This is a genomic window from Nostoc sp. (assembly GCF_036917775.1).
Classification (GTDB): Bacteria; Cyanobacteriota; Cyanobacteriia; order Cyanobacteriales; family Nostocaceae; genus Nostoc.
This window is the reverse complement of the sequence record NZ_JBALEQ010000136.1, coordinates 51,760-70,791: the sequence shown is the minus strand read 5'-3', so window position 1 is coordinate 70,791 and position 19,032 is coordinate 51,760. Positions and strand designations below refer to the sequence as shown.

14 protein-coding genes and 2 pseudogenes are annotated in these 19,032 nt (G+C 43.2%); 9 read left to right on the top strand and 7 right to left on the bottom strand.

The window, feature by feature from the left end; all coding sequences use genetic code 11:
• Positions 1 to 40: 40 nt before the first annotated feature.
• Positions 41 to 4,273 carry a hypothetical protein gene (locus V7K69_RS27755; protein WP_335040436.1) on the bottom strand — a complete coding sequence of 1,411 codons (4,233 nt, stop codon included), beginning with the start codon at positions 4,271 to 4,273 and terminating at the stop codon, positions 41 to 43.
• A gap of 718 nt (positions 4,274 to 4,991) precedes the next feature.
• On the opposite strand from V7K69_RS27755, the gene V7K69_RS27750 reads away from it, so the two are divergent.
• From V7K69_RS27750 to cobT, 3 genes are read left to right on the top strand one after another with little or no spacing between them, the layout of a single operon-like run.
• Entirely contained in the window at positions 4,992 to 5,693 is a 702-nt protein-coding gene (locus V7K69_RS27750) for a Crp/Fnr family transcriptional regulator (protein ID WP_012409873.1), read from the top strand.
• Positions 5,694 to 5,706: 13 nt separating this feature from the next.
• Positions 5,707 to 6,447 carry a DUF2232 domain-containing protein gene (locus V7K69_RS27745; RefSeq protein WP_335040434.1) on the top strand — a complete coding sequence of 247 codons (741 nt, stop codon included), beginning with the start codon at positions 5,707 to 5,709 and terminating at the stop codon, positions 6,445 to 6,447.
• A gap of 56 nt (positions 6,448 to 6,503) precedes the next feature.
• The gene (cobT, locus tag V7K69_RS27740) at positions 6,504 to 7,703 is read left to right on the top strand and encodes a nicotinate mononucleotide-dependent phosphoribosyltransferase CobT (protein WP_335040432.1); all 1,200 of its coding nucleotides are present in this window, start codon (positions 6,504 to 6,506) and stop codon (positions 7,701 to 7,703) included.
• A 281-nt stretch (positions 7,704 to 7,984) separates the two neighbouring features.
• Here cobT and V7K69_RS27735 read toward each other — a convergent pair whose 3' ends face one another.
• The gene (locus V7K69_RS27735; protein WP_335040430.1) at positions 7,985 to 8,353 is read right to left on the bottom strand and encodes a hypothetical protein; all 369 of its coding nucleotides are present in this window, start codon (positions 8,351 to 8,353) and stop codon (positions 7,985 to 7,987) included.
• Positions 8,354 to 8,709: 356 nt separating this feature from the next.
• On the opposite strand from V7K69_RS27735, the gene V7K69_RS27730 reads away from it, so the two are divergent.
• Positions 8,710 to 9,867, top strand: a complete 1,158-nt coding sequence (locus V7K69_RS27730) for an extracellular solute-binding protein (RefSeq protein ID WP_335040428.1) — start codon at positions 8,710 to 8,712, stop codon at positions 9,865 to 9,867.
• Between the two features lie 50 nt (positions 9,868 to 9,917).
• Here the strand turns inward: V7K69_RS27730 and V7K69_RS27725 are convergent, their stop codons facing one another.
• Together V7K69_RS27725 and V7K69_RS27720 are read right to left on the bottom strand one after the other, a co-directional pair.
• Positions 9,918 to 10,472 carry a hypothetical protein gene (locus tag V7K69_RS27725; RefSeq protein ID WP_335040426.1) on the bottom strand — a complete coding sequence of 185 codons (555 nt, stop codon included), beginning with the start codon at positions 10,470 to 10,472 and terminating at the stop codon, positions 9,918 to 9,920.
• A gap of 267 nt (positions 10,473 to 10,739) precedes the next feature.
• Positions 10,740 to 13,319: a U32 family peptidase gene (locus V7K69_RS27720; RefSeq protein WP_335040425.1), complete on the bottom strand. Its 2,580-nt coding sequence runs from the start codon at positions 13,317 to 13,319 to the stop codon at positions 10,740 to 10,742.
• Between the two features lie 198 nt (positions 13,320 to 13,517).
• Here V7K69_RS27720 and V7K69_RS27715 point away from each other — a divergent pair, with 198 nt between their 5' ends.
• The 4 genes from V7K69_RS27715 to V7K69_RS27700 all read left to right on the top strand — a co-directional run bounded on the left by V7K69_RS27715 (position 13,518) and on the right by V7K69_RS27700 (position 14,927).
• Positions 13,518 to 13,802 (top strand): type II toxin-antitoxin system TacA family antitoxin, encoded by a 285-nt coding sequence (locus V7K69_RS27715; protein ID WP_335040423.1) that lies wholly within the window; start codon positions 13,518 to 13,520, stop codon positions 13,800 to 13,802.
• Positions 13,792 to 14,313, top strand: coding sequence for a GNAT family N-acetyltransferase (locus tag V7K69_RS27710; protein WP_335040421.1), 522 nt, complete (start codon positions 13,792 to 13,794; stop codon positions 14,311 to 14,313). Before V7K69_RS27715 ends, V7K69_RS27710 begins: the two co-directional genes overlap by 11 nt.
• Positions 14,314 to 14,484: 171 nt before the next feature.
• The gene (locus tag V7K69_RS27705; RefSeq protein ID WP_335040419.1) at positions 14,485 to 14,697 is read left to right on the top strand and encodes a type II toxin-antitoxin system HicA family toxin; all 213 of its coding nucleotides are present in this window, start codon (positions 14,485 to 14,487) and stop codon (positions 14,695 to 14,697) included.
• Positions 14,697 to 14,927 (top strand): type II toxin-antitoxin system HicB family antitoxin, encoded by a 231-nt coding sequence (locus V7K69_RS27700; protein WP_335040417.1) that lies wholly within the window; start codon positions 14,697 to 14,699, stop codon positions 14,925 to 14,927. Before V7K69_RS27705 ends, V7K69_RS27700 begins: the two co-directional genes overlap by 1 nt.
• A gap of 110 nt (positions 14,928 to 15,037) precedes the next feature.
• On the opposite strand, the pseudogene V7K69_RS27695 reads toward V7K69_RS27700, so the two are convergent.
• The 3 genes and pseudogenes from V7K69_RS27695 to V7K69_RS33040 form a co-directional block, all read right to left on the bottom strand.
• Positions 15,038 to 15,526 (bottom strand): annotated as a pseudogene (locus V7K69_RS27695) (homocysteine S-methyltransferase family protein); the annotation flags it as partial.
• Entirely contained in the window at positions 15,474 to 15,683 is a 210-nt protein-coding gene (locus V7K69_RS27690) for a hypothetical protein (protein ID WP_335040414.1), read from the bottom strand. The pseudogene V7K69_RS27695 and the gene V7K69_RS27690, both read right to left, overlap by 53 nt.
• A 117-nt stretch (positions 15,684 to 15,800) precedes the next feature.
• Positions 15,801 to 15,884: pseudogene (locus tag V7K69_RS33040) on the bottom strand (hypothetical protein); the annotation flags it as partial.
• Between the two features lie 243 nt (positions 15,885 to 16,127).
• On the opposite strand from V7K69_RS33040, the gene V7K69_RS27685 reads away from it, so the two are divergent.
• A complete protein-coding gene (locus V7K69_RS27685; RefSeq protein ID WP_335040412.1) occupies positions 16,128 to 18,923 on the top strand; it encodes a COR domain-containing protein in 2,796 nt (931 codons plus the stop codon).
• The last annotated feature ends 109 nt before the right edge of the window (positions 18,924 to 19,032 follow it).

Sequence of the window (19,032 nt, the reverse complement as noted above, 5' to 3'; positions counted from 1 at the left end):
TTTTGAATAGTATCCTTATTTCTAGGGGGATGTACTAGTCTCAATAATGAACCTCTAAGGCGAAATTCACTGTATATGGTTCCTCTAATGATTGCTGGTTACTAGCCTTGATAGCATCTAGATAGCGACGCAAATGCAACAGTTGTTGAGAATTGGGACGATAGGTGAGGCTCCCTTGTTTTTCAAAAAGTGGTGCTGTGGCGATCGCCTGATAGTCAGGATTTTCTTGTGAACTCTGGGTTAGCCAAGTTGAATCTATAACTGAAGGTATTAATCCTGAAGGGAGTTCACCTTCCAAAAAAGCTAGCAGGCGTTGCTGGCAAGTACGAGTATTGATCCCGCGACTCTCAAATAACTGGATAACTTCACCGAAAGATAAGGGCCGGTCTGGTAGCAGCCGCAGCAATTCTGTAAATAAGAAATAATCAGTGTATTGTTGTCTGGGTATATCTAATATCTGGGGATGTAAAGGCAGCATCGCTAAACCATAAGCAACCCGACTGCAATTAGGAGCGCCATTTTCGCCGAGATATAAATCTTGAATAATCTTGGTGCTGGGGAGTTTCTGCCTTAACCAACGGTTTACTGTCCCAACACAAGCCACACCACCAGTCAGGATAGCTTGATTGATAGATTCTGTCGGGATACCACGAGCTACCAATAATTTGTTCAGTTCTCGGTTCAGGCGGCGCACAAAGGGGATAAATACCTGGCTTTCTAAGTCTCGTCGCTGCAAAATCCACTGCTGATCGGCTAATTCCAGGGTAAAAGATTCTTGGTGCTGCAAAATCAGCTTCAGAGCTAGTGCCGCATCTAATACCGCCTGTCCCAGTAGAGAACTTTCTAGACGCTGCTGAAGACGAATACGCGCGGTAATATCTGGTTCTCCGACTCTCGGTAGTTCTAATTCTTCCAACCCTAAACTCTGCCAGCGCATTTGGTCTAAACCGGGAATTGACGGTTGCCATTGCCAAGGATTACTGCTAGTAGTTTTGCGATCGCTTTGTGTTTCTCTGCGTGATTGCCGAGATTTAGGTGGTAATAGCAACTGACAAATAATATCTTGTTCAATTCCCTTGCCAGCATAAGCAAAACTATGGAGCATGAAATCATTGTATGTCAATTGCGGTAAGCTTTCTGGGACATCAACTAGCAACATTTCTGTGGCAGTTGTCCCAATGTTGATTACCAGAGTGTTACCAACAATCGGATGTTCGCTGGTTTTTGCTGGATGATAACCTTGACGTTGGCTTAATTTTATTTGCTCACCGTTAGCAGCATCAAGTTCTGGGAGTAAACTAGCGATCGCCTCTTCGATAAAAAACACTTGCTGCGGATGTTGGATGAGTTTACTGGTCAGTAAAGCTTCCCGCACATTAAAGCGGTATTGTTCCGACCAGCTAGATGGACAGGTGCAAATCACACCAGCAATATTATTGATAATCTGCGGAAAATCTTGTTCGCTGATCCCAACAGCAGCAGCCATTAAACTAGGGGTGGTACAAGTTTTTTCGGATTTGAGGGTTAATAGTAGTTTAGAGAGCGATCGCACAACCCAAATTAAAGGCCCTGCCGAAAATTCATTTAATTGTAAAACAGGTTCCCATTTTTGCCGTTCCTTCTTATAGGGAATGGCTACTTGTAAATAGGGCTTCAACTGTGCCGAGTAGAGGTTATTTGTTGTCGAATCTGCTGTTGATTTACGTGTTGTAGAAGCAACTGAGTGGTCAGGTGCTTTATCTTGAGCAACAGCCGCAGGTGCTGTCTGCTCATTGACTTCTATATTTACACTTTCACCCTGGGGTATCGAAGCTGTAGGAAGATAAACCTCTGTTGGCAAACGAAATGATTCCTGGAAGGAACTTGTTCCCGGCGGATTTTCTGCTGACCAGTAGATAGGATGTACAACAAAAGTCGATCGATTTAATAATGCGGCAGAAATTCCGGTTGTACCTAAATCAATTCCTAAATACCAAACTGGTTCTAGAACATTGGGCGAAACTTCTGGATTGTTGATGGAGTTGGAAATTGAGGATAAAAAACTGTCTTGAATAGGAGTTGTGATTTCCTTTTTTTCTTCAGTTTCTACCTGAGTAACTGTCAAACTTGATAAATCCGCAGTTGAGGTATTTTCTGTTTGCGGCTCAGGGTAATTTGTAGGGATTGTGTCTTGAGTTTTATCAATTAGTTCCGAGACAATATCCAAATTGGTAGCTGGCTGCGAATCAGAATTTAGCTGCTGATCAAAATTAGCCAAATCTCGATCTAATTGCTGCAACTGTTCTTCATCTAAAGAAATATCAGGTACAGATGGAGTCTGGTTTAACTCAACAGAAAGCAAGTTTTCTTGTGGTGAAGCAGCAATGTAGTCATCTAAAAAAGGGTCTGGCGGATCATTGTTGCTCAATATTTCCGGTGGAGCAATACCTTCCGTTGACTGTTCTACTAGAGGCTGCGTGTAGCTTGCTTCCCCGTAGGGGTATGCCAAAGCAATTTCTGCTGCTTTTGGAGTAACTGGTGCTGTACTTGTGCCATCATCCATAAAGGATGATACTTCCAGCAATTCCTGTTCACTGCCTGCATCAGTCAATAGATCAGTTAGGGTATTAATTGTATCTACACTAGCTGGCTGAGTGTCGAGTTGCGTGGGGGAACTGTCTGTTTGTGGTGTCGAAAAGCTCAGAGGCGACTCAGTATCCTCTGCAAAAAAACTAGCTGGCTGAGTGTCGATTTGTGTTGGGGAACTATCTGCTTGTGGTGTAGAAAAGCTCAGAGGCGAATCTAGCTCAGTATCCTCTGCAAAAAAACTAGGTGGCTGAGTGTCGAGTTGCGTGGGGGAACTGTCTGTTTGTGGTGTCGAAAAACTCAGAGGCAAATCTAGCTCAGTATCCTCTGCAAAAAATAGTTCTTCCTGTGGCTCTGATAATAAATCTATAGCTTCTACTAAAGTCTCTTGAGCTGAAATACCTGTATCTGGTGTCACAACCGCAGAATCAACGTTTTCAGGGACAGATGGACTCTCAGCGATTGTTAACGTTGATTGGGAGGCTGTGGAAGCAGATAAGTCATTTGTCGATACATCAAGGCTTGGGTTATCAACATCACCAGTACCAAATAAACTGGCGTAAAGTTGGTCTACTTCATCACCAACTAATGCAGAAATATTTTGCGATAATTCGGTCAGATTTTCGGAAGATTCAGACGAGTCTATACCAAGCTGTAACAGCACTGCATCTAGATCCTCTGTGAGGGTAGTATCCTGTTGCTCAGAATTCATTGTGAGTGGAGATGAAGTTTCTGGCAGGATTGTCTCCAGGGGTTGAGATGCAGCTTCAGTAGCGATCGCGCCTGGGTCAGGCAATGATGGTGATATCTCAGATTCTACCCTCAGCAAAGCTGGCGGGGAAATAGGGGATTGTTGCTGTAAATGCTGAGTCAAATTGTTGAGAAAGCTGGCCATCAACTCTTCGCCTTGCATTCCCTTGCTATGCATTCTTGCCAGTGCTTGCGACAGTGATTCGTAATAAGTATTAATATTGCGTTGAAGTGCCTCAAAGACTACATTCACAGTCCCATCTAGTGATAATAGGCGTTGATCCAACTCCCTGGCTAGCTGGGTTAACTGCTCTACACGGTCTACTGATTCTAATAAAGGTTGAGTTACAGAGGTGGCGTGATTAGTTGCTTCTGGAGAAATGGCGGAATTTTCCCCCGGTTGTGCTAACAGTGGCGTTACAGTTGGCACCAGCCGATTCATGAGTACCTGTAAAAACTCGGTAATCATTTGATCTTGGTTTGTCAACTGTTGCGCTAAGGAGTAGTTTTGCAATCGCCTTTGCTCTAGTTGCCTAATTTCTTGTATCAGAGTGGCTCGCTCTTGCAATAGCCCTTCTAATTCCGATCGCAATGGCTGGATCAAGCTCGAAAATTCACTTTTTAATTGTCCGGCCGCAACAGGACTCAGTTCCTGATGGGATTCGAGCGGCGGTAGGGGATACTGGTTATAACCTCGCTCAACAAATTTTGTTAATAAAGGCGATGGCGGAGCCAACGCCAAGGGCGAACGCGGTTCTTCGGAAGAATTATTTGGGATATCACTTTCTAATGCTTCTTTTTCTTGGAGCCTCACCAAGAAGTTGCGAATTCTTTCTAAAACTTCTTTAGGTTCCTGCCCCTGACCAGGCAGAAATCTAGACAAGCGCTTGCCACCACTGGCAAGTAAGTTGTCAATGTCTGCGATCAGCTTTTGAATTTCATCTACACTGGAAGTCACTTTTATTACCTTACCTAAAAACGTATGTCAACTAATATGACAATTAATTTACAGTCGCCGTACCCCTGCAAAGAAGTAAGCTCCCCTCTGAGAAGTTTTGAGTGGCAAAAGCTTCTATTGGGACTTGTGACTGTCATTATGTTATGGATTAGTGGGAGTCGTGGCAATCTTCAGTCAGCGTTTGTTTAAGAAGCTTTGTTTTGCCGCTGATTAGTTGCCCATTTGTGAAAATGGACATGGGGAAACAAACTCTTTTTCTGGTATAATTGTACATCTTGATATCAATGCCGTAAGCGAAAATCAAGCTCATAGGTACACGTCGCAAAAGAAAGATTTATTTGAGTCTTGAGAATCATGACTCCCGTCCTTGGAGGGAATGCAAGACAATAGGACTATGATGTTCTCTTGGCTTTCGTGATTAATTGAGAAACCCTGACCACACCGCCTAGCGGTTGGTGTGTGGTAGTTCATCTAATCAAGTTTGCAGTGCAGCTAGCGCTTGAGCAATATAACTGCCGGCTATAAACTACTTTTTGCAAAACTTTTACCCCGTTTAAACTTATAGGTACAGATTATTTTAGAAAAAGGTTCTTGTCGTATTCTTATGTAGCATAGTTTAGTTTTCTCTTTTAATAGGGAGCTGTGCTTTGATGACTAAGGCTAGAAATGGCGCTCTTGTTTGTTGTGTGTACATAGCAGCTTCAATAAAAATGTCGTAATGGAAGACCGATATAGCTTGCAAGCACAGGCTAATCCCTGGATGATCACCTCGGCTCCCTTTTTTCAAGGGTTGCCAGAACCTGCTGTGGAATCAGCCCTTATCCATCTTGTTACCCGCACTCATCCAGCCAATCAGGTAATTCTGCTAGAAAATGACTGGGGTGGTTCTGTGTATTTTATTATGGACGGATGGGTCAAAATCCGCACCTACAATCTGGAAGGAAAAGAGGTAACGCTAAATATTCTTGGTAAAGGGGAATTATTTGGTGAGATGGCGGCGCTAGATGAAGTTCCTCGCTCCACAGATGTGATTACCTTAGCTCCAACAGTAATTGGCAGTATGCCTGCTCAGGATTTTGTCAAGTTACTTCAGATAGAACCCTTAGCTGGAGTTCGATTAGCGCAATTAATGGCACGACGTTTGCGGCAAGTAAATCGCCGATTGCGTTTGCGGGAATCTGATAGCCAGTCACGAGTGGCAGATACATTGCTATTTTTGGCAGAAGGACAAGGAAAAAAAGGGCAAACAGGAACCGAAATCCCCAATTTACCTCATCGAGAATTGAGTAGTTTGAGCGGACTGGCACGGGAAACTGTGACGCGAGTATTGACAAGGCTAGAAAAAAAAGGCTTGATTAAACGGGATCAAGACACTATTTGTATTCCCGATTTGTCAGCCTTGGAAAGAATGATAGTTTAAGAACTTGTCAAATATGAGTATTTTAGATTCTCTGCCAGATGAACCGGAGGAAGAACCATCAACTGAATCTTCAACTCCCCACAATCATTGGTTAGACAAAGAACAAGAGTTAATGCCTCCTCAACTCAAGGCTGATGCGCCTTTGAGGATGGTAGAAACGGCATTTTTAGCCAGTACTGCTAGCTTAATTTGGTTTATTAATTTCTATTTTCCCTTGGGCCCAGTTTTACGGATATTTTTTCCGGTTCCCATCGCTCTAGTTTATCTGCGTTGGGGCAAGCGTGCGGCATGGATGGCAGCACTCACTTCTGGGTTACTGCTAACTGTACTGATGGGGCCAGCCCGTAGTTTGCTGTTTGTCATGCCCTACGGGTTTATGGGCGTGCTTTTGGGAGCGACATGGTATCGTCGTCGTGTTCCCTGGATTGTTTCTATCACCTTGGGTACGCTGTTGGGTACTTTGGGAGTCTTTTTTAGACTGTGGTTGCTGTCTGTTTTGTCGGGTGAAGACCTGTGGATTTATGTGATTACCCAAGTGACTGAGTTCATTGAGTGGGTATTTTTGAAGCTGAGTTTATTGGCGAGTCCCAGCGTGTTTTTGATTCAAGTGGGAGCGATCGCTCTAATTTTACTCAACAACTTTATCTACCTTTTTGTGGTACACCTCGCAGCATGGTTTCTTTTTGACCGTCTGGGCAATCCCATTCCCCGTCCACCACGCTGGGTACAAGTCCTCATGGATTATGAGGGATAGTTATTAGTCATTTGTCATTTGTCCTTGGTTAAATAATTAGTCCTAACTAATTCCCAATGCCCAATTCCCAAATTCGTATTTATACCCAAAAAAAACAAGGTGAAGAATGGCTACGACGATATCGTGGTTGTCTACCCGTATTTGGATGTGTTTTAGGATTTACTGAAACTGGTTTAATTCCAGGGATTTCAGCAGCCGGTCGGACTCCAGAGGATCGAAAATATACCGCTTGTGCCGATGCCGAGTTTTTGTACTACGGCCCAGAACATAAGCCCCAAAATCCTCTACCACCATTAGCGGCTGGGGCTTCACCTGTGCTGATTTCTCGCGCTGTTTTTGATTCGCTAAAGATACCAGTTCATTTGTTTAATGCTGGTTTGCCCCACCCTCCGGCTGTGCCATTAATTGACTTGGGTGGCGCTTCTGCTAAGTGTTTAAGTGGAGGCGCTGCTATGGAAATTACAACGGTACACCACTTGTTTAAACAAGGGCTACTTTGGGGAGAACGCCTTGCTGCCAATATGCAACAAAGTTATGTGATTTTTGGTGAGTGTGTCGTTGGAGGTACTACAACTGCCCTGGCAATCTTAACTGCTTTGGGTATAGATGCTGCCGGAAAAGTTAACAGTAGCCACCCTGTTTGTAACCACGCGCAAAAGTGGGCACTAGTGCAAGCTGGGCTAGAAAAGATGAAGGGGAGCAGGGAGCAGGGGGCAGGGGGCAGGGGGCAGGGGGAGATAAACTTCCAATCTTCAATGCAAAATTCTGTAGATCCTTTAGAACTCGTCGCCGCCGTGGGCGATCCCATGCAGGTGGTGATAGCTGGGATGGCGATCGCAGCTAGTCGTAGTTGTGGTGTAATGCTTGCCGGTGGGACGCAAATGCTGGCGGTTTACGCTTTGATGAGTGCGATCGCTCAAGCTTACGCCTTATCATGGCAACCAGAAGCAGTAGTTATAGGTACAACTCGTTGGGTAGCAGAAGATCCTACTGGGGCTACAGTTGACTTAGCCCTCAGCTTAGAAAAAGGTAACTTGACTCAGAGTGGAAGAACTCCTCCCCTATTAGCAACTGCTCTCAGCTTTGCTGATTCTCGTTATCCTCAACTGAGAGCTTATGAGCAGGGCTTTGTGAAAGAAGGTATGGGTGCTGGGGCAGCTTGCATAGCCGCTCATCTTAGCCAAAATTGGCAACAAGACCAACTTTTAGCAGCTATTGAATCTCAGCTTGAACGGTTAAGTACAGCAATTCATTAATTCATAGGGAATTAAATTTGTTAGGACTTTGCATCCCTCTGGGCTTTCTTAAAAACTTCCATTTGTTTCATAGTGAGGAATGCACTAAAAGCTTATGATTATACACATCACACTATTACATATATTTACGTAATAGTGTGTTTTGCTTTTTATCAATTTGATAGCTGGATTAGTTGCTTATACTTAAATATATGCCCACAAAACCATCACTTGATATTGAGCCTAAAGGCTTTCCTTCTATACCTCCAGGCATTTTTTAATTCGTTCAACTCAGGTTAAATTTAATGAATTCTTTCTCTAAGTAATTGTTCTTCCAAGGCAGCAATGCGGTTGTATGCTGCTGTTAACTGCGCTGTTAGTCGTTGTATTTGAATTTCTGGTGTAATATTATCTCCGCTTTGACGATGCATATCTAGATAAATACCATCTGTTAATACATCCTTGTGTTCCATTTCTGGATTTAAACTGACACGTCTGAGCTGATAGCCTCCAGCCGCACCATTTTCCTGATAATTATCCTTTGCTTGTGTATTTGCTGTAGAACAGTCTGAGAAAGTTTGAGTGACTTTAGCATCAAGTTGCTCAATCACTTGACAGAGGGCATCCAGTTTTTCGCTTAAAGTCAGGATCTGTTGCTGTAATAGCTCCATTTAATACCTTTATCCGTACATTTTCTATATGTTATTCAATTTACTCCCAACCTTAACGATACTTCTGGATTATTTAAGTATTGATAATTTTTGGTGCAAATGTGACATTTAAATCATTATTTCTAAACGTAGGTAAAGTTTGACTACAAGTACCACTAATGAAATTTATGGAGATAAATTCACTTTTAGCTAGTAATTTGCCGATAAAGTTGCTATTTTGAGTCAAATATTCAAAATTATCGGTATTAACCAGAGAAAACTCCAATAATTTTCCAACTCCGCTTTTTCACCTAGTCAGCCTCTGGTGAATCTCTGCTTAATATTAGGTATAATCAAAAATCTTAAATCCAAAATCAATGGATCGACGGTCTTTTTTGCTCGGTACAAGTACACTGGCACTTTCACAACTGCTTTTTGGCTGTGGTGGAAACAGGCAGACGCAACTAAAAGTACAGTTATTAAAAGGTTCTATACCTGGTCAGGTGGTGAATCAGTTCCACAAAGGTTTGCAGCAACAGGTGCAGTTAAAGTTTGCCCCAGTCGAGCAGATAGAGGATTTATTTCAGCAATTACAAAATTGGCAGAAAAAACCAAAAGCCACCGATGAGCAAGGATGGAGTCGCTTTATACCCTTTAGGCAAGGTCAAAAAACGGCTGATGTAGACCTCGTGACATTGGGAGATTATTGGCTAAAAGCAGCTATTGAGCAGAAACTGATTCAACCACTCCAAGATTTACAGGGAAACCAATTAAAGCAATGGTCTGCTTTAGATGAAAAGTGGAAAAAATTAGTAACACGCGACGACCAAGGTAACTTGGATACTCAAGGGAAGGTGTGGGGTGCGCCTTATCGGTGGGGTAGCACAGTGATTGTTTATAACCGTGACAAGTTCCGAGAATTGGGTTGGACACCCAAAGATTGGAGTAATTTGTGGCGAGATGGAATGCAGCAACGCATTTCTTTACTTAATCAACCACGAGAAGTTATTGGTCTGGTCTTAAAGAAGCTAGGCAAATCTTACAATACAGAGAATCTTGACCAAGTACCAAACTTGGAACAAGAATTACAGACATTAAACCAGCAAGTGAAGTTCTACAGTTCCAATAACTACTTAGAACCTTTAATTATGGGAGACACTTGGCTAGCGGTTGGTTGGTCAAGCGATGTACTGCAAGTTCTGGGACGTTATCCGCAACTTGGCGCAGTTATACCCCAATCAGGAACAGCAATGTGGGCGGACTTGTGGGTGCGTCCCGCAGGTATTAATAAGGGTACTTTATCAGATCAATGGATTGATTTTTGTTGGCAACCAAGTACAGCTAAACAAATTTCGGTGCTGACTAAAAGTAATTCGCCAATTTCTACAAATATTTCCGCTTCGGACATCCAAGAACCATTACGGAGTTTGTTACAGAGCGATCGCAAAGTTTTCGATAAAAGTGAATTTTTACTTCCCTTACCCGCATCAGCAATCAAACAATACGAGTCTTTGTTCGCCAAAATGAAGGTTTAATTGGGAATTGGGAGGGAGATAATTTTTGACTCCGAACTCCTAACTATTTACTACAGTAAACGCTGTAAGCCTATTTTGTTCTTAACAGTTGTTTGGATACTGCATAAAGCTGGACTTGTACTAAAGTTGCAAGTGTAAGTTGCTAAAGGTTCCTTTTGATAGTTAAATACCCGGACGTTGTAACCAAAGTTCCGTGCAGCGCTACCCAAGCGATTTACGAAGTCGTAGCGCTCTATATACTCTAGTAAGCTCCAAATTTGCTGATTTACGATCAAGTCTACTCTTGCAGGTTCTTTGTCAGAAGCTGGATATGCTATCCAATTATCCAATAGCTTTCTCTCAGAGTTTTGTTGTGCCCACCATAAACTCGGAACAGTTAATCCTTGTGGATGAATTGTGTTAGCTGTGATTACATAGTCTTTTGGCTTTGTCAATAAATCTAGTTCTAAAGGCGCACTCGAAGGCGACGGTATCGAGCGGGTTTGCGCTAGTGAAGGCGACGGGATTAGTAAAGTGGTGAGGGCAATGGTTATTAGTAATGAAAATGATGTTTGGCGATGGCTGCGCCAAGGCCAAGGGCGATCGCACAATTTAGGTATATACATAACTGATACTAATTCGTAATTAAGGCATTAGTAAAAATTCGCACAATTTAAACTTTAATGGCAACGACGCGAATTAATTGTATTTGTTGCTCACTGAAGAGAGCAAGAGAGGCAGGGGAAAAGAAAATACCTCTCCTGCTCAGAAGGGGTCTGAAGCTAGGCTGTTGATTTTGTTGGTTTTACGGGAAAATTATTTCATGCAATGCAATAGTGATGTTCTTAAATGCTCCTAAAGCACTTTCCCAAGCTAGGTGTTCAGAAAATGAATTATGAGCGCAATGCAGATACTCCCATAGGGCCACGAGTTACGCCCAATTGATTTTGCAGTTTTAACTCGCGCCATAGTTGGGAACCTGTAATTTCACCTTGCAATAATTGACGATAGCGATGTATTATTTTAGTCACTTGGTCTGGAGTTTCATTTACAAACTCGATACGAAAGTGACGTAATCCCAGCTCTATCAGACGCTGTACGTACTCGGCTCCAGTTTGGGCTGTACCGTTAAATACAGTATTGCGACAACCTACATCTGCCTTGAGGATATGTTCGCTGCCTACACGATCTTTTAATTTTACTTCCTGCTTTTCACAAGGTCGCCCACAGTTAGTATGATCTGTACCTGTCGATAGAAAAGCACAGAATACGCAGTGTTCCATGTGGAACATCGGTATGTGTTGATGGATTGTCACCTCAAACCACTGGGGTGGACAACTGGTGAGCAGGTCTTGCAGTTGGGTAATATTCAGGTCATAAGATGCCGTCAGCCGTTCTAAAGCAAAGCGTTGCTGAAAGTAGTCTGCCGTTAAAGGGTTAGCAACGTTGAGTGAAAAATCTCCAATACAACGGTCTTGAGCAAAGAATTGCAGTTGGTCATAGTTCCGTATCAGATAGCCATCTGCTTCACAGGCACGTACCTGCTGCAAAATCCAATTTTCACCAGGTTTAGTGATTCGGGGTGGTGCAACCCAGATTGTGGGGAGTGGTGAGTTATCATTTTGCTGTTGTTGGCGAACCATTTGCACCGCTTCTCGGTAGGCGCGGGGATCTTCAAATTCACAGTAAAGTGTTTCAATCCCAGCTTTGAGGACGGCTTGGAGTTGCTTGAGGTTTCGTACTAAGACGATCAGTGAGGGAGATGTAGCTTTAGCTTTCCGCAGGGTACGAGAAGAGGCAGATGAGGAGGGGAGTAAATCTTGGAAAGAGACATCAGAACGTAATTGCCAGCGTTTAGGTTGACTTCGCAATTCTTCCAACTGCACCACAATTTCCCGCCGCATCCGGTTCAACTCACTTACGGGCAGCATAAGGAAAGTGCTGAGGTGGTTGGTTAGTTTTTCCAAAACGAAAGGCGTGTTACCGAGACGACCAAATTGTTCTTGTAAACGTTCTGTATCTAAGGGTTTGGTGTGTGCCTCCACCAGAAAAATTGCAGATTCTACCTGGACAATATTACCCAGTCGATCGCGGGCGATCGCAATCAATGGCTGACCAATTTCTCCATAAACTTCAACATCAATGGGACGCTGAAATTGTGGGTTGTTGCCTGCAAAACTTTGACGCAGTTGCTTATCGAGTTCGGGATCGCTGGTTTTCCAAATGCGATCGCCTATATGCACTCGGCGCAGGTTTAAGTCATTTCGACCAAAGGTCAGTATTGCTTCTTTACCTTTGGATACCACAGCATAAACCCGGCCGCCTTCTTCCTTCGCTTCGGGATGACCGCAGTCAAATACAATTCCATCCCCTGGTTTTACAGGTGCTTCCAGTTTGATTGTTACCTGTTCGTTGTGAATACGGGTGACTTCACCTAAATAAACTCCACGTTTTTTACCAAAGCGGGCGTGAACTAATTCTTGATTATTAATCCCGCCAAACCAACCTGTGTAGAGTCCGCGAGAAAATGCCATCTCTAGGTTGTAGTGTTCTTGATTAAGTGGAAGATCCCCCGCCTTAAGGGGGGCTATTTTCCCCCCTTTTGAAGGGGGGCTAGGGGGGATCTCCTCCATCACCTGATCTAGGGCTTGCCGATAAACACGGGTGACATTAGCAACATACTCTGGAGCTTTTAGGCGACCTTCAATTTTGAGACAAGTTACTCCTGATTTCACCAAATCGGGCAAAACATCTAAGCCTGCTAAGTCTTGAGGACTGAGTAAATATTTGCGTTCTTTTAAATTTACAACTTCCCCATCAGCGATTAAATCGTAGGGCATCCGGCAAGCTTGGGCACATTCACCTCGGTTAGCAGAACGTCCGCCTAAAGCTTCGCTAGTCAAACACTGACCGGAATACGCCACGCACAAAGCACCGTGAACAAAAACTTCCAAGGGTAGTGAAGTTTCTTGTTCGGCAATCTGCTGCTGAATTTTATTGATTTCCTGAAGAGAACATTCACGTGCCAGCACCACCAATTGACAGCCGAGGGATTTAGCAAATTCCACCCCAGCCGCACTGGTGATGGTCATTTGGGTAGAAGCATGGATGGGAAAATCGGGCGAGAGGTGACGGATGAGACGACAAATTCCGACATCTTGAACAATGACGGCATCCACACCTGCGGCAATAATTGTGCGGAGATATTGCTGCGCTTCTGCTAATTCTTTGGGAAATATTAGTGTGTTGACGGTGACATAACCCTTTACACCGCGACGGTGCAGAAATGTCATTAATTGGGGTAAGTCTGCCTCAGTAAAATTTTCTGCCCGCATTCTGGCGTTGAAGCGATCCAAACCGAAGTAAATTGCATCTGCCCCATTTTCCACAGCAGCTTTAGCACATTCCCAATTACCTGCTGGCGCAAGTAGTTCAGGACGTTGAAGAGAGAGTTGGGGGCGATCGCTTTTCATCAGATTTAGGGAAGGTTAACTAGCACCATAGTGATTTTATCTAAGTTTGTGAGGGAGGGTGCGATCGCTATCTCCACGCTAGTGTTTTTCATCACCTAGAGGTGATGAAAAAATGATCCTAGTTCTGATTTTGTGTGTACATTGTCCACTAATATAGTTATGCTGTAAATAAGACTCAGCGAAAGGTGGGAATTAGCCATGTCAGAAACATCATCTGCAAAAGATTGCCGCATCGATTTGCGAGTTACCCAAGAGCAAAAAGAACTATTAGAACGGGCTGCAAGTCTTAAAGGAATTTCTTTGAGTGCTTATACACTTTTTCATGTTTTGCCAGTCGCCAAGCAAGATATAGATGCAAATGAAAGGCTGGTGCTGTCCAATATTGATAGAGATTTGTTTATGTCAGTAATGGAAAATCCGCCAGAACTGAAGGGAAAACTCAAATCTGCTATTCACAAATATAGACAGAAGTATGACTTGTGATGGTGAGGCGAGATGGAATTTTGTACCAATTGATAAAAAGTATCAAAAAAATTCTTTTGATTGTGGTTATGCAATTTTGAATGATTATCTCAAGAAATATGCACGGCAAAATCATAATAAAGGAATTGCTAAAACATTTGTAGCAATTCCGGCATCAGGAAGCTTGAAGATTGATGGCTATTATACCGTCAGTGCCAGCATTATTGAGTATGAATCCTTACCAGAATATTATCAGAGTGGAATGCCAGCCTATCCGATTCCAGCAATGCTGATTGGGAGATTAGCTGTAGATAATTCGGTTAAAGGACAAGGTTTAGGAGGTGAATTGTTAGCTGATGCTCTCTATCGTGCTGTTCGTGTTTGTCAAGAAATTGGTATGTATGCCGTGAGAGTTGATGCTATCGATTTGCAAGCAAAGGAATTTTATCTCAAGTATGAGTTTATTCCTTTTCAAGACAATGAACTCTCGCTATTTCTACCGATAGCAACGATAGTTAGAGAGTTTGGTTAAATTAATGAGGGAAATATCAAAGGGGGTAAAAACAAGAGCGATCGCTTTTCATCAGATTTAGGGAAAGTTAACTAGCACCATAGTGATTTTATCTAAGTTTGTGAGGGAGGGTGCGATCGCTTCCTGCGCTTAATAGACAATAATTACTATGGCGATTTAGATTGAGGGTAGATGCCCAAGAAAATTAGAGAGTTAAAAGCAATTTTGTTGAAAGCCGGGTTTGTCTATCGTCCTGCAAAAGGTAGTCATACATTCTGGACTCACCCACTTATATCTGATGAACCAGTTACCATTGCTGGAAAAGATGGAGACGATGCACCTCGGTACTTGGAAAAGCAAGTCAATCGTGTTTTGAAGCAACTAGGAGAAATAGAGGAAGAATAATGAGCGATCGCTACAGTATGGTAATTCAATGGTCAGATGAGGATAATTGCTACTTGGTACACTTACCGGAATTCCCTTGGCAGCAATTCCATACTCATGGCAAAAGTTATGAAGAAGCCGCTAAACATGGACATGAAGTGATTGAGTCTCTGATTGAATGGTATGGAGAACAAGGAAAACCTTTGCCAGAGCCAATTACTTTTCCTCAAAAACCGTTAAAAGTGGCTTAAATCTTTTTTGAAGTATGTAGGCATAGCTTATCGGAGCGATCGCTTTTCATCAGATTTAGGGAAAGTTAACTAGCACCATAGTGATTTTATCTAAGTTTGTGGGGGAAAGTGCGATCGCCCTTCTTAGCCAACACCTCTTCAATAGCATTCAGCGCCGCCTTAATTTGCAGCACATCTTGGCAAGTTTCCACCAGAAATAAATCAACACCAGCATCCCACAGCGCATCTGCTTGTTCAGCAAAAGTTGCTTTCATGGTGTCAAAGTCAATATGTCCCAAGGTAGGAGGTTTCGTTGTCGGGCCGATGGAACCTGCCACAAACCGGGGTTTTTCTGGCGTGGAAAATTCCGCAGCCACACGCTTGGCTAATTCTGCGGCTGTCTTGCTGAGGTAATATGCTTGGTCTGCTAAGTCATATTCTGCCAGCACCAGGGACGTACTACCAAAGGTATCGGTTTCAATCACGTCTGCACCAGCAGCGAGAAAGTCGCGGTGAACCTTAGCGACTGCTTCGGGTTTTGTGTGAACTAAGTATTCGTTACAACCTTCATACTGTGGGCCGCCGAAGTCTATCAGCAAATACTTCGTCGTAAATATCATTTTCAGGGCTTACCCAATCCTGATAAGCCTGAGATTCAACAGCAGCATTAACAGATTTTTCGCCATTTTTGAAAGAAAGAGCTAAATCAAGTAATGCTGATAACTGCTCATCATTCAGTTGTTCAATCAGACTTAGAAGTTCTTGACGAATATTCATGAAATTGCCGACTGCTAACTATATTCAATGTATGTCATAAGGCGATCGCCTGTAGCGTTGGTGAGGCGATGGCAATTATCAAGCGATCGTAGTCATAGGGTGTGTTATGCTTTTGCCCTAACACACCTTTTGAACTTCGTTAACGAGTCTTTTATCTCCATTAACGAGTCTTTGAACTCCGTTAACGAGTCTTTTAGCTCCATTAACGAGTTTTTTAGCTCCATTAACGAGTCTTTGAACTCCGTTAACGAGTCTTTTATCTCCGTTAACGAGTGAATGTTATTGCGAGGTTAGCGATGTCTACGACAGGCTACGCCTACGCACCCTGCTAATTTAGACATTACGGTTGTTTTTACGCAGATAAACACACTAATCCAGCCTCTAGCGCTTAGTTGCGGTATAGTACTTTAGTAAATATCGCTACAGAGTTGGTGAGGTTGGCCGGTGACAAACAAAGAACTATTGGAAATTATTGAAAAAGCTGTCAAGGAAAAAGCAACGGACCTAAACCTCAATAACAATCAACTCAGCAGCCTGCCGCCAGAATTCAGCCAACTCTCCAACTTGACTGACCTAAACCTCAATAACAATCAACTCAGCAGCCTGCCGCCAGAATTCAGCCAACTCTCCAACTTGACTGAGCTATCCCTCTCTAACAATCAACTCAGCAGCCTGCCGCCAGAATTCAGCCAACTCTCCAACTTGACAAGGCTATCCCTCTCTAACAATCAACTCAGCAGCCTGCCGCCAGAAATCAGCCAACTCTCCAACTTGACAACGCTATTACTCTCTAACAATCAACTCAGCAGCCTGCCGCCAGAAATCAGCCAACTCTCCAACTTGACTGAGCTATCCCTCCATAACAATCAACTCAGCAGCCTGCCGCCAGAATTCAGCCAACTCTCCAACTTGACTGAGCTATACCTCCATAACAATCAACTCAGCAGCCTGCCGCCAGAAATCAGCCAACTCTCCAACTTGACAACGCTATTACTCTCTAACAATCCACAATTAACTTCGCCGCCACCTGAAATTGTCGAGCAGGGAACGCAGGCAATTTTGACCTATCTTCGAGAAAGGTTAGAAGGTAGTCAACGGCAGTGGGTTTCTAAACTACTGGTTGTTGGTGAAGGCGGTGTAGGAAAGACATCTTTATTAAGAGCATTGCGCGGTGAAGACTTTGACACCCAGGAATCCACTACCCACGGCATTGAAATTAAATCCCTAGAATTAACCCATCCCACGCAAGCCGATGTCACCATGCAACTGAACACTTGGGACTTTGGCGGACAGGAAATCTATCATGCAACCCATCAATTCTTTCTCACCAACCGCTCCCTATTCTTACTCGCCTGGAATGCTCGACTAGGATTTGAGCAAGGTAAACTCTACTACTGGCTGGATACTATCAAAGCCTTAGCCCCCGATTCTCCGATTTTACTCGTCGCCACCCACATCGATGAGCGAGATGCAGACCTTCCGCTAAAAGAATTACAGCGCAAGTACCCCCAGATTATTGAACACTGTAAAATTAGCTCTAAAATCAGCCTCGGCGTTGAAGAACTGCGGCAAGGAATTGCTGAAGTAGCCGCCAAATTACCTTTAATGGGTGAAATCTGGCCTACCACCTGGCTAAATGCTGCCAATGCCATCCGCACCGAGGCGAGAAAACAAATCACACCAGAACAATTGTGGGACATCATGGCTAATTTCCAAGTTGCTGAGAGTCAGGAATTGTTAGCGCGATGGCTACATGAATTAGGTGAAATTCTCTACTTCCAAGACAACGAAGAACTTAACGATACCGTTATCCTCAAGCCCCAGTGGGTAACTGAATATATCAGCAAAGTGCTGGAAAGCGAAGATGTAATCAACCACAAGGGCATTTTCACCCGTCAGGAAATGAAGCAACTTTGGCATGACTTAGATTCATCAATGCGCGAACACTTCCTACGCCTGATGGAACGTTTTGACCTTTCCTACCGCATTCCTGAAAACCTAGATATCAGCCTAGTTGTAGAACGTTTGCCCCTCGACCCACCTGATTATGAAGACGAATGGAAGCAAATTAAACAAACAGGTGAGTGCAATGAAATTTCGATGAAATTTCAACTCAATACCATTCCTGCGGGGATTCCCACTTGGTTTATTGCCCGTCAACACCGCTTCACAACTGGCATTCATTGGCGGAACGGTGTCTTATTTGCTGATTATGAGCAAAAACATTTAGCATTAGTGCAAGCATTTCCTCGCGATCAGTACTTGCAATTAACAGTCCGAGGAGCATACCCCCAGAATCTCTTTGCGCTACTCAAAGATGGTATTGAAGTAACTCTACGAAGGTTTCCCGGATTATGGGATACTATGCAACTCAAAATTCCCTGTCTTGGTCATAATGGTCAACCTTGTTCTCACGAGTTTGACTATAAACAAGTCCAACAGCGATCCCAAAGAAAGAGACTAACAATTGAATGCCCAGAAGCTACAGAAGATGAAAATGTATCAGTAACAGAACTCTTGCAGGGATTAGATTGGACAACAAAAGATGCAGTTTTAGACAGCCTCAAAGATTTAAAGAAAAGTAGTGATGAGATTAAAAATAAACTGGATGAGACTAAAAATAAAGTTGATAATCTTCTAGAACTGACGCAACGGAAATTTACCAAAGACTTCAACCGCGAACAAGCAATCATCGATTCTCACTGTCCCAATGTCTTTACCCTGTGTTACCGTGGCGGCAAAGCTTGGCAAAAGAATCTAATTGGACAGAAATTAGATTTACAACTTTATTGCCAAGCACCGGGCTGTTGGCATCCTACCCAAAAAGATGGTTTATATGAAATAAATGAACCTGCCGAATGGCTGAGAGCAACAGCACCTTATATTGGTAAATTATTCACAGTCTTGAAATTTGCCGCACCGATAATTGGCCCTTGGCTGGGTGTGGTAGATCGTGAAGACTATGAAAAGCTATTTAAAAATAATTTAGAACTATTTAAAGAAGTAGTAGCAAAATTACCTGAACCCAAAGAATCTAAAGATTTAGAATTAGCAGACAAAATTGCTAAAAGCGAAGATTTAGATCCAGAACGCGCTGATGGTGCAGCTTTGCGTGCCTTGCGTCAACTTTTAGATGAAAAAGATCCCCAGCAGCACTGGGGTGGATTAAAGAAAGTCTTGACACCAGAAGGACATTACCTGTGGTTGTGCGAACACCACGCAGTAGCGTATAAACGCTAACTATATTAAATTTAAGATTGCGATCTTGAATTGTAGAGAAACAATTCATCAACATATTGCCTGAACCAGTAGCAATGGTTTTTATCGCATTTAAATAGCTCCCTAGACA

Excerpts from the sequence above, each read along its gene's own strand:
- V7K69_RS27750 (WP_012409873.1), top strand. The coding sequence starts at position 4,992 with ATGGAAGACCGATATAGCTTGCAAGCACAGGCTAATCCCTGGATGATC.
- V7K69_RS27745 (WP_335040434.1), top strand. The coding sequence starts at position 5,707 with ATGAGTATTTTAGATTCTCTGCCAGATGAACCGGAGGAAGAACCATCA.
- cobT (WP_335040432.1), top strand. The coding sequence starts at position 6,504 with ATGCCCAATTCCCAAATTCGTATTTATACCCAAAAAAAACAAGGTGAA.
- V7K69_RS27735 (WP_335040430.1), bottom strand. The coding sequence starts at position 8,353 with ATGGAGCTATTACAGCAACAGATCCTGACTTTAAGCGAAAAACTGGAT.
- V7K69_RS27730 (WP_335040428.1), top strand. The coding sequence starts at position 8,710 with ATGGATCGACGGTCTTTTTTGCTCGGTACAAGTACACTGGCACTTTCA.
- V7K69_RS27725 (WP_335040426.1), bottom strand. The coding sequence starts at position 10,472 with ATGTATATACCTAAATTGTGCGATCGCCCTTGGCCTTGGCGCAGCCAT.
- V7K69_RS27720 (WP_335040425.1), bottom strand. The coding sequence starts at position 13,319 with ATGAAAAGCGATCGCCCCCAACTCTCTCTTCAACGTCCTGAACTACTT.
- V7K69_RS27715 (WP_335040423.1), top strand. The coding sequence starts at position 13,518 with ATGTCAGAAACATCATCTGCAAAAGATTGCCGCATCGATTTGCGAGTT.
- V7K69_RS27710 (WP_335040421.1), top strand. The coding sequence starts at position 13,792 with ATGACTTGTGATGGTGAGGCGAGATGGAATTTTGTACCAATTGATAAA.
- V7K69_RS27705 (WP_335040419.1), top strand. The coding sequence starts at position 14,485 with ATGCCCAAGAAAATTAGAGAGTTAAAAGCAATTTTGTTGAAAGCCGGG.
- V7K69_RS27700 (WP_335040417.1), top strand. The coding sequence starts at position 14,697 with ATGAGCGATCGCTACAGTATGGTAATTCAATGGTCAGATGAGGATAAT.
- V7K69_RS27690 (WP_335040414.1), bottom strand. The coding sequence starts at position 15,683 with ATGAATATTCGTCAAGAACTTCTAAGTCTGATTGAACAACTGAATGAT.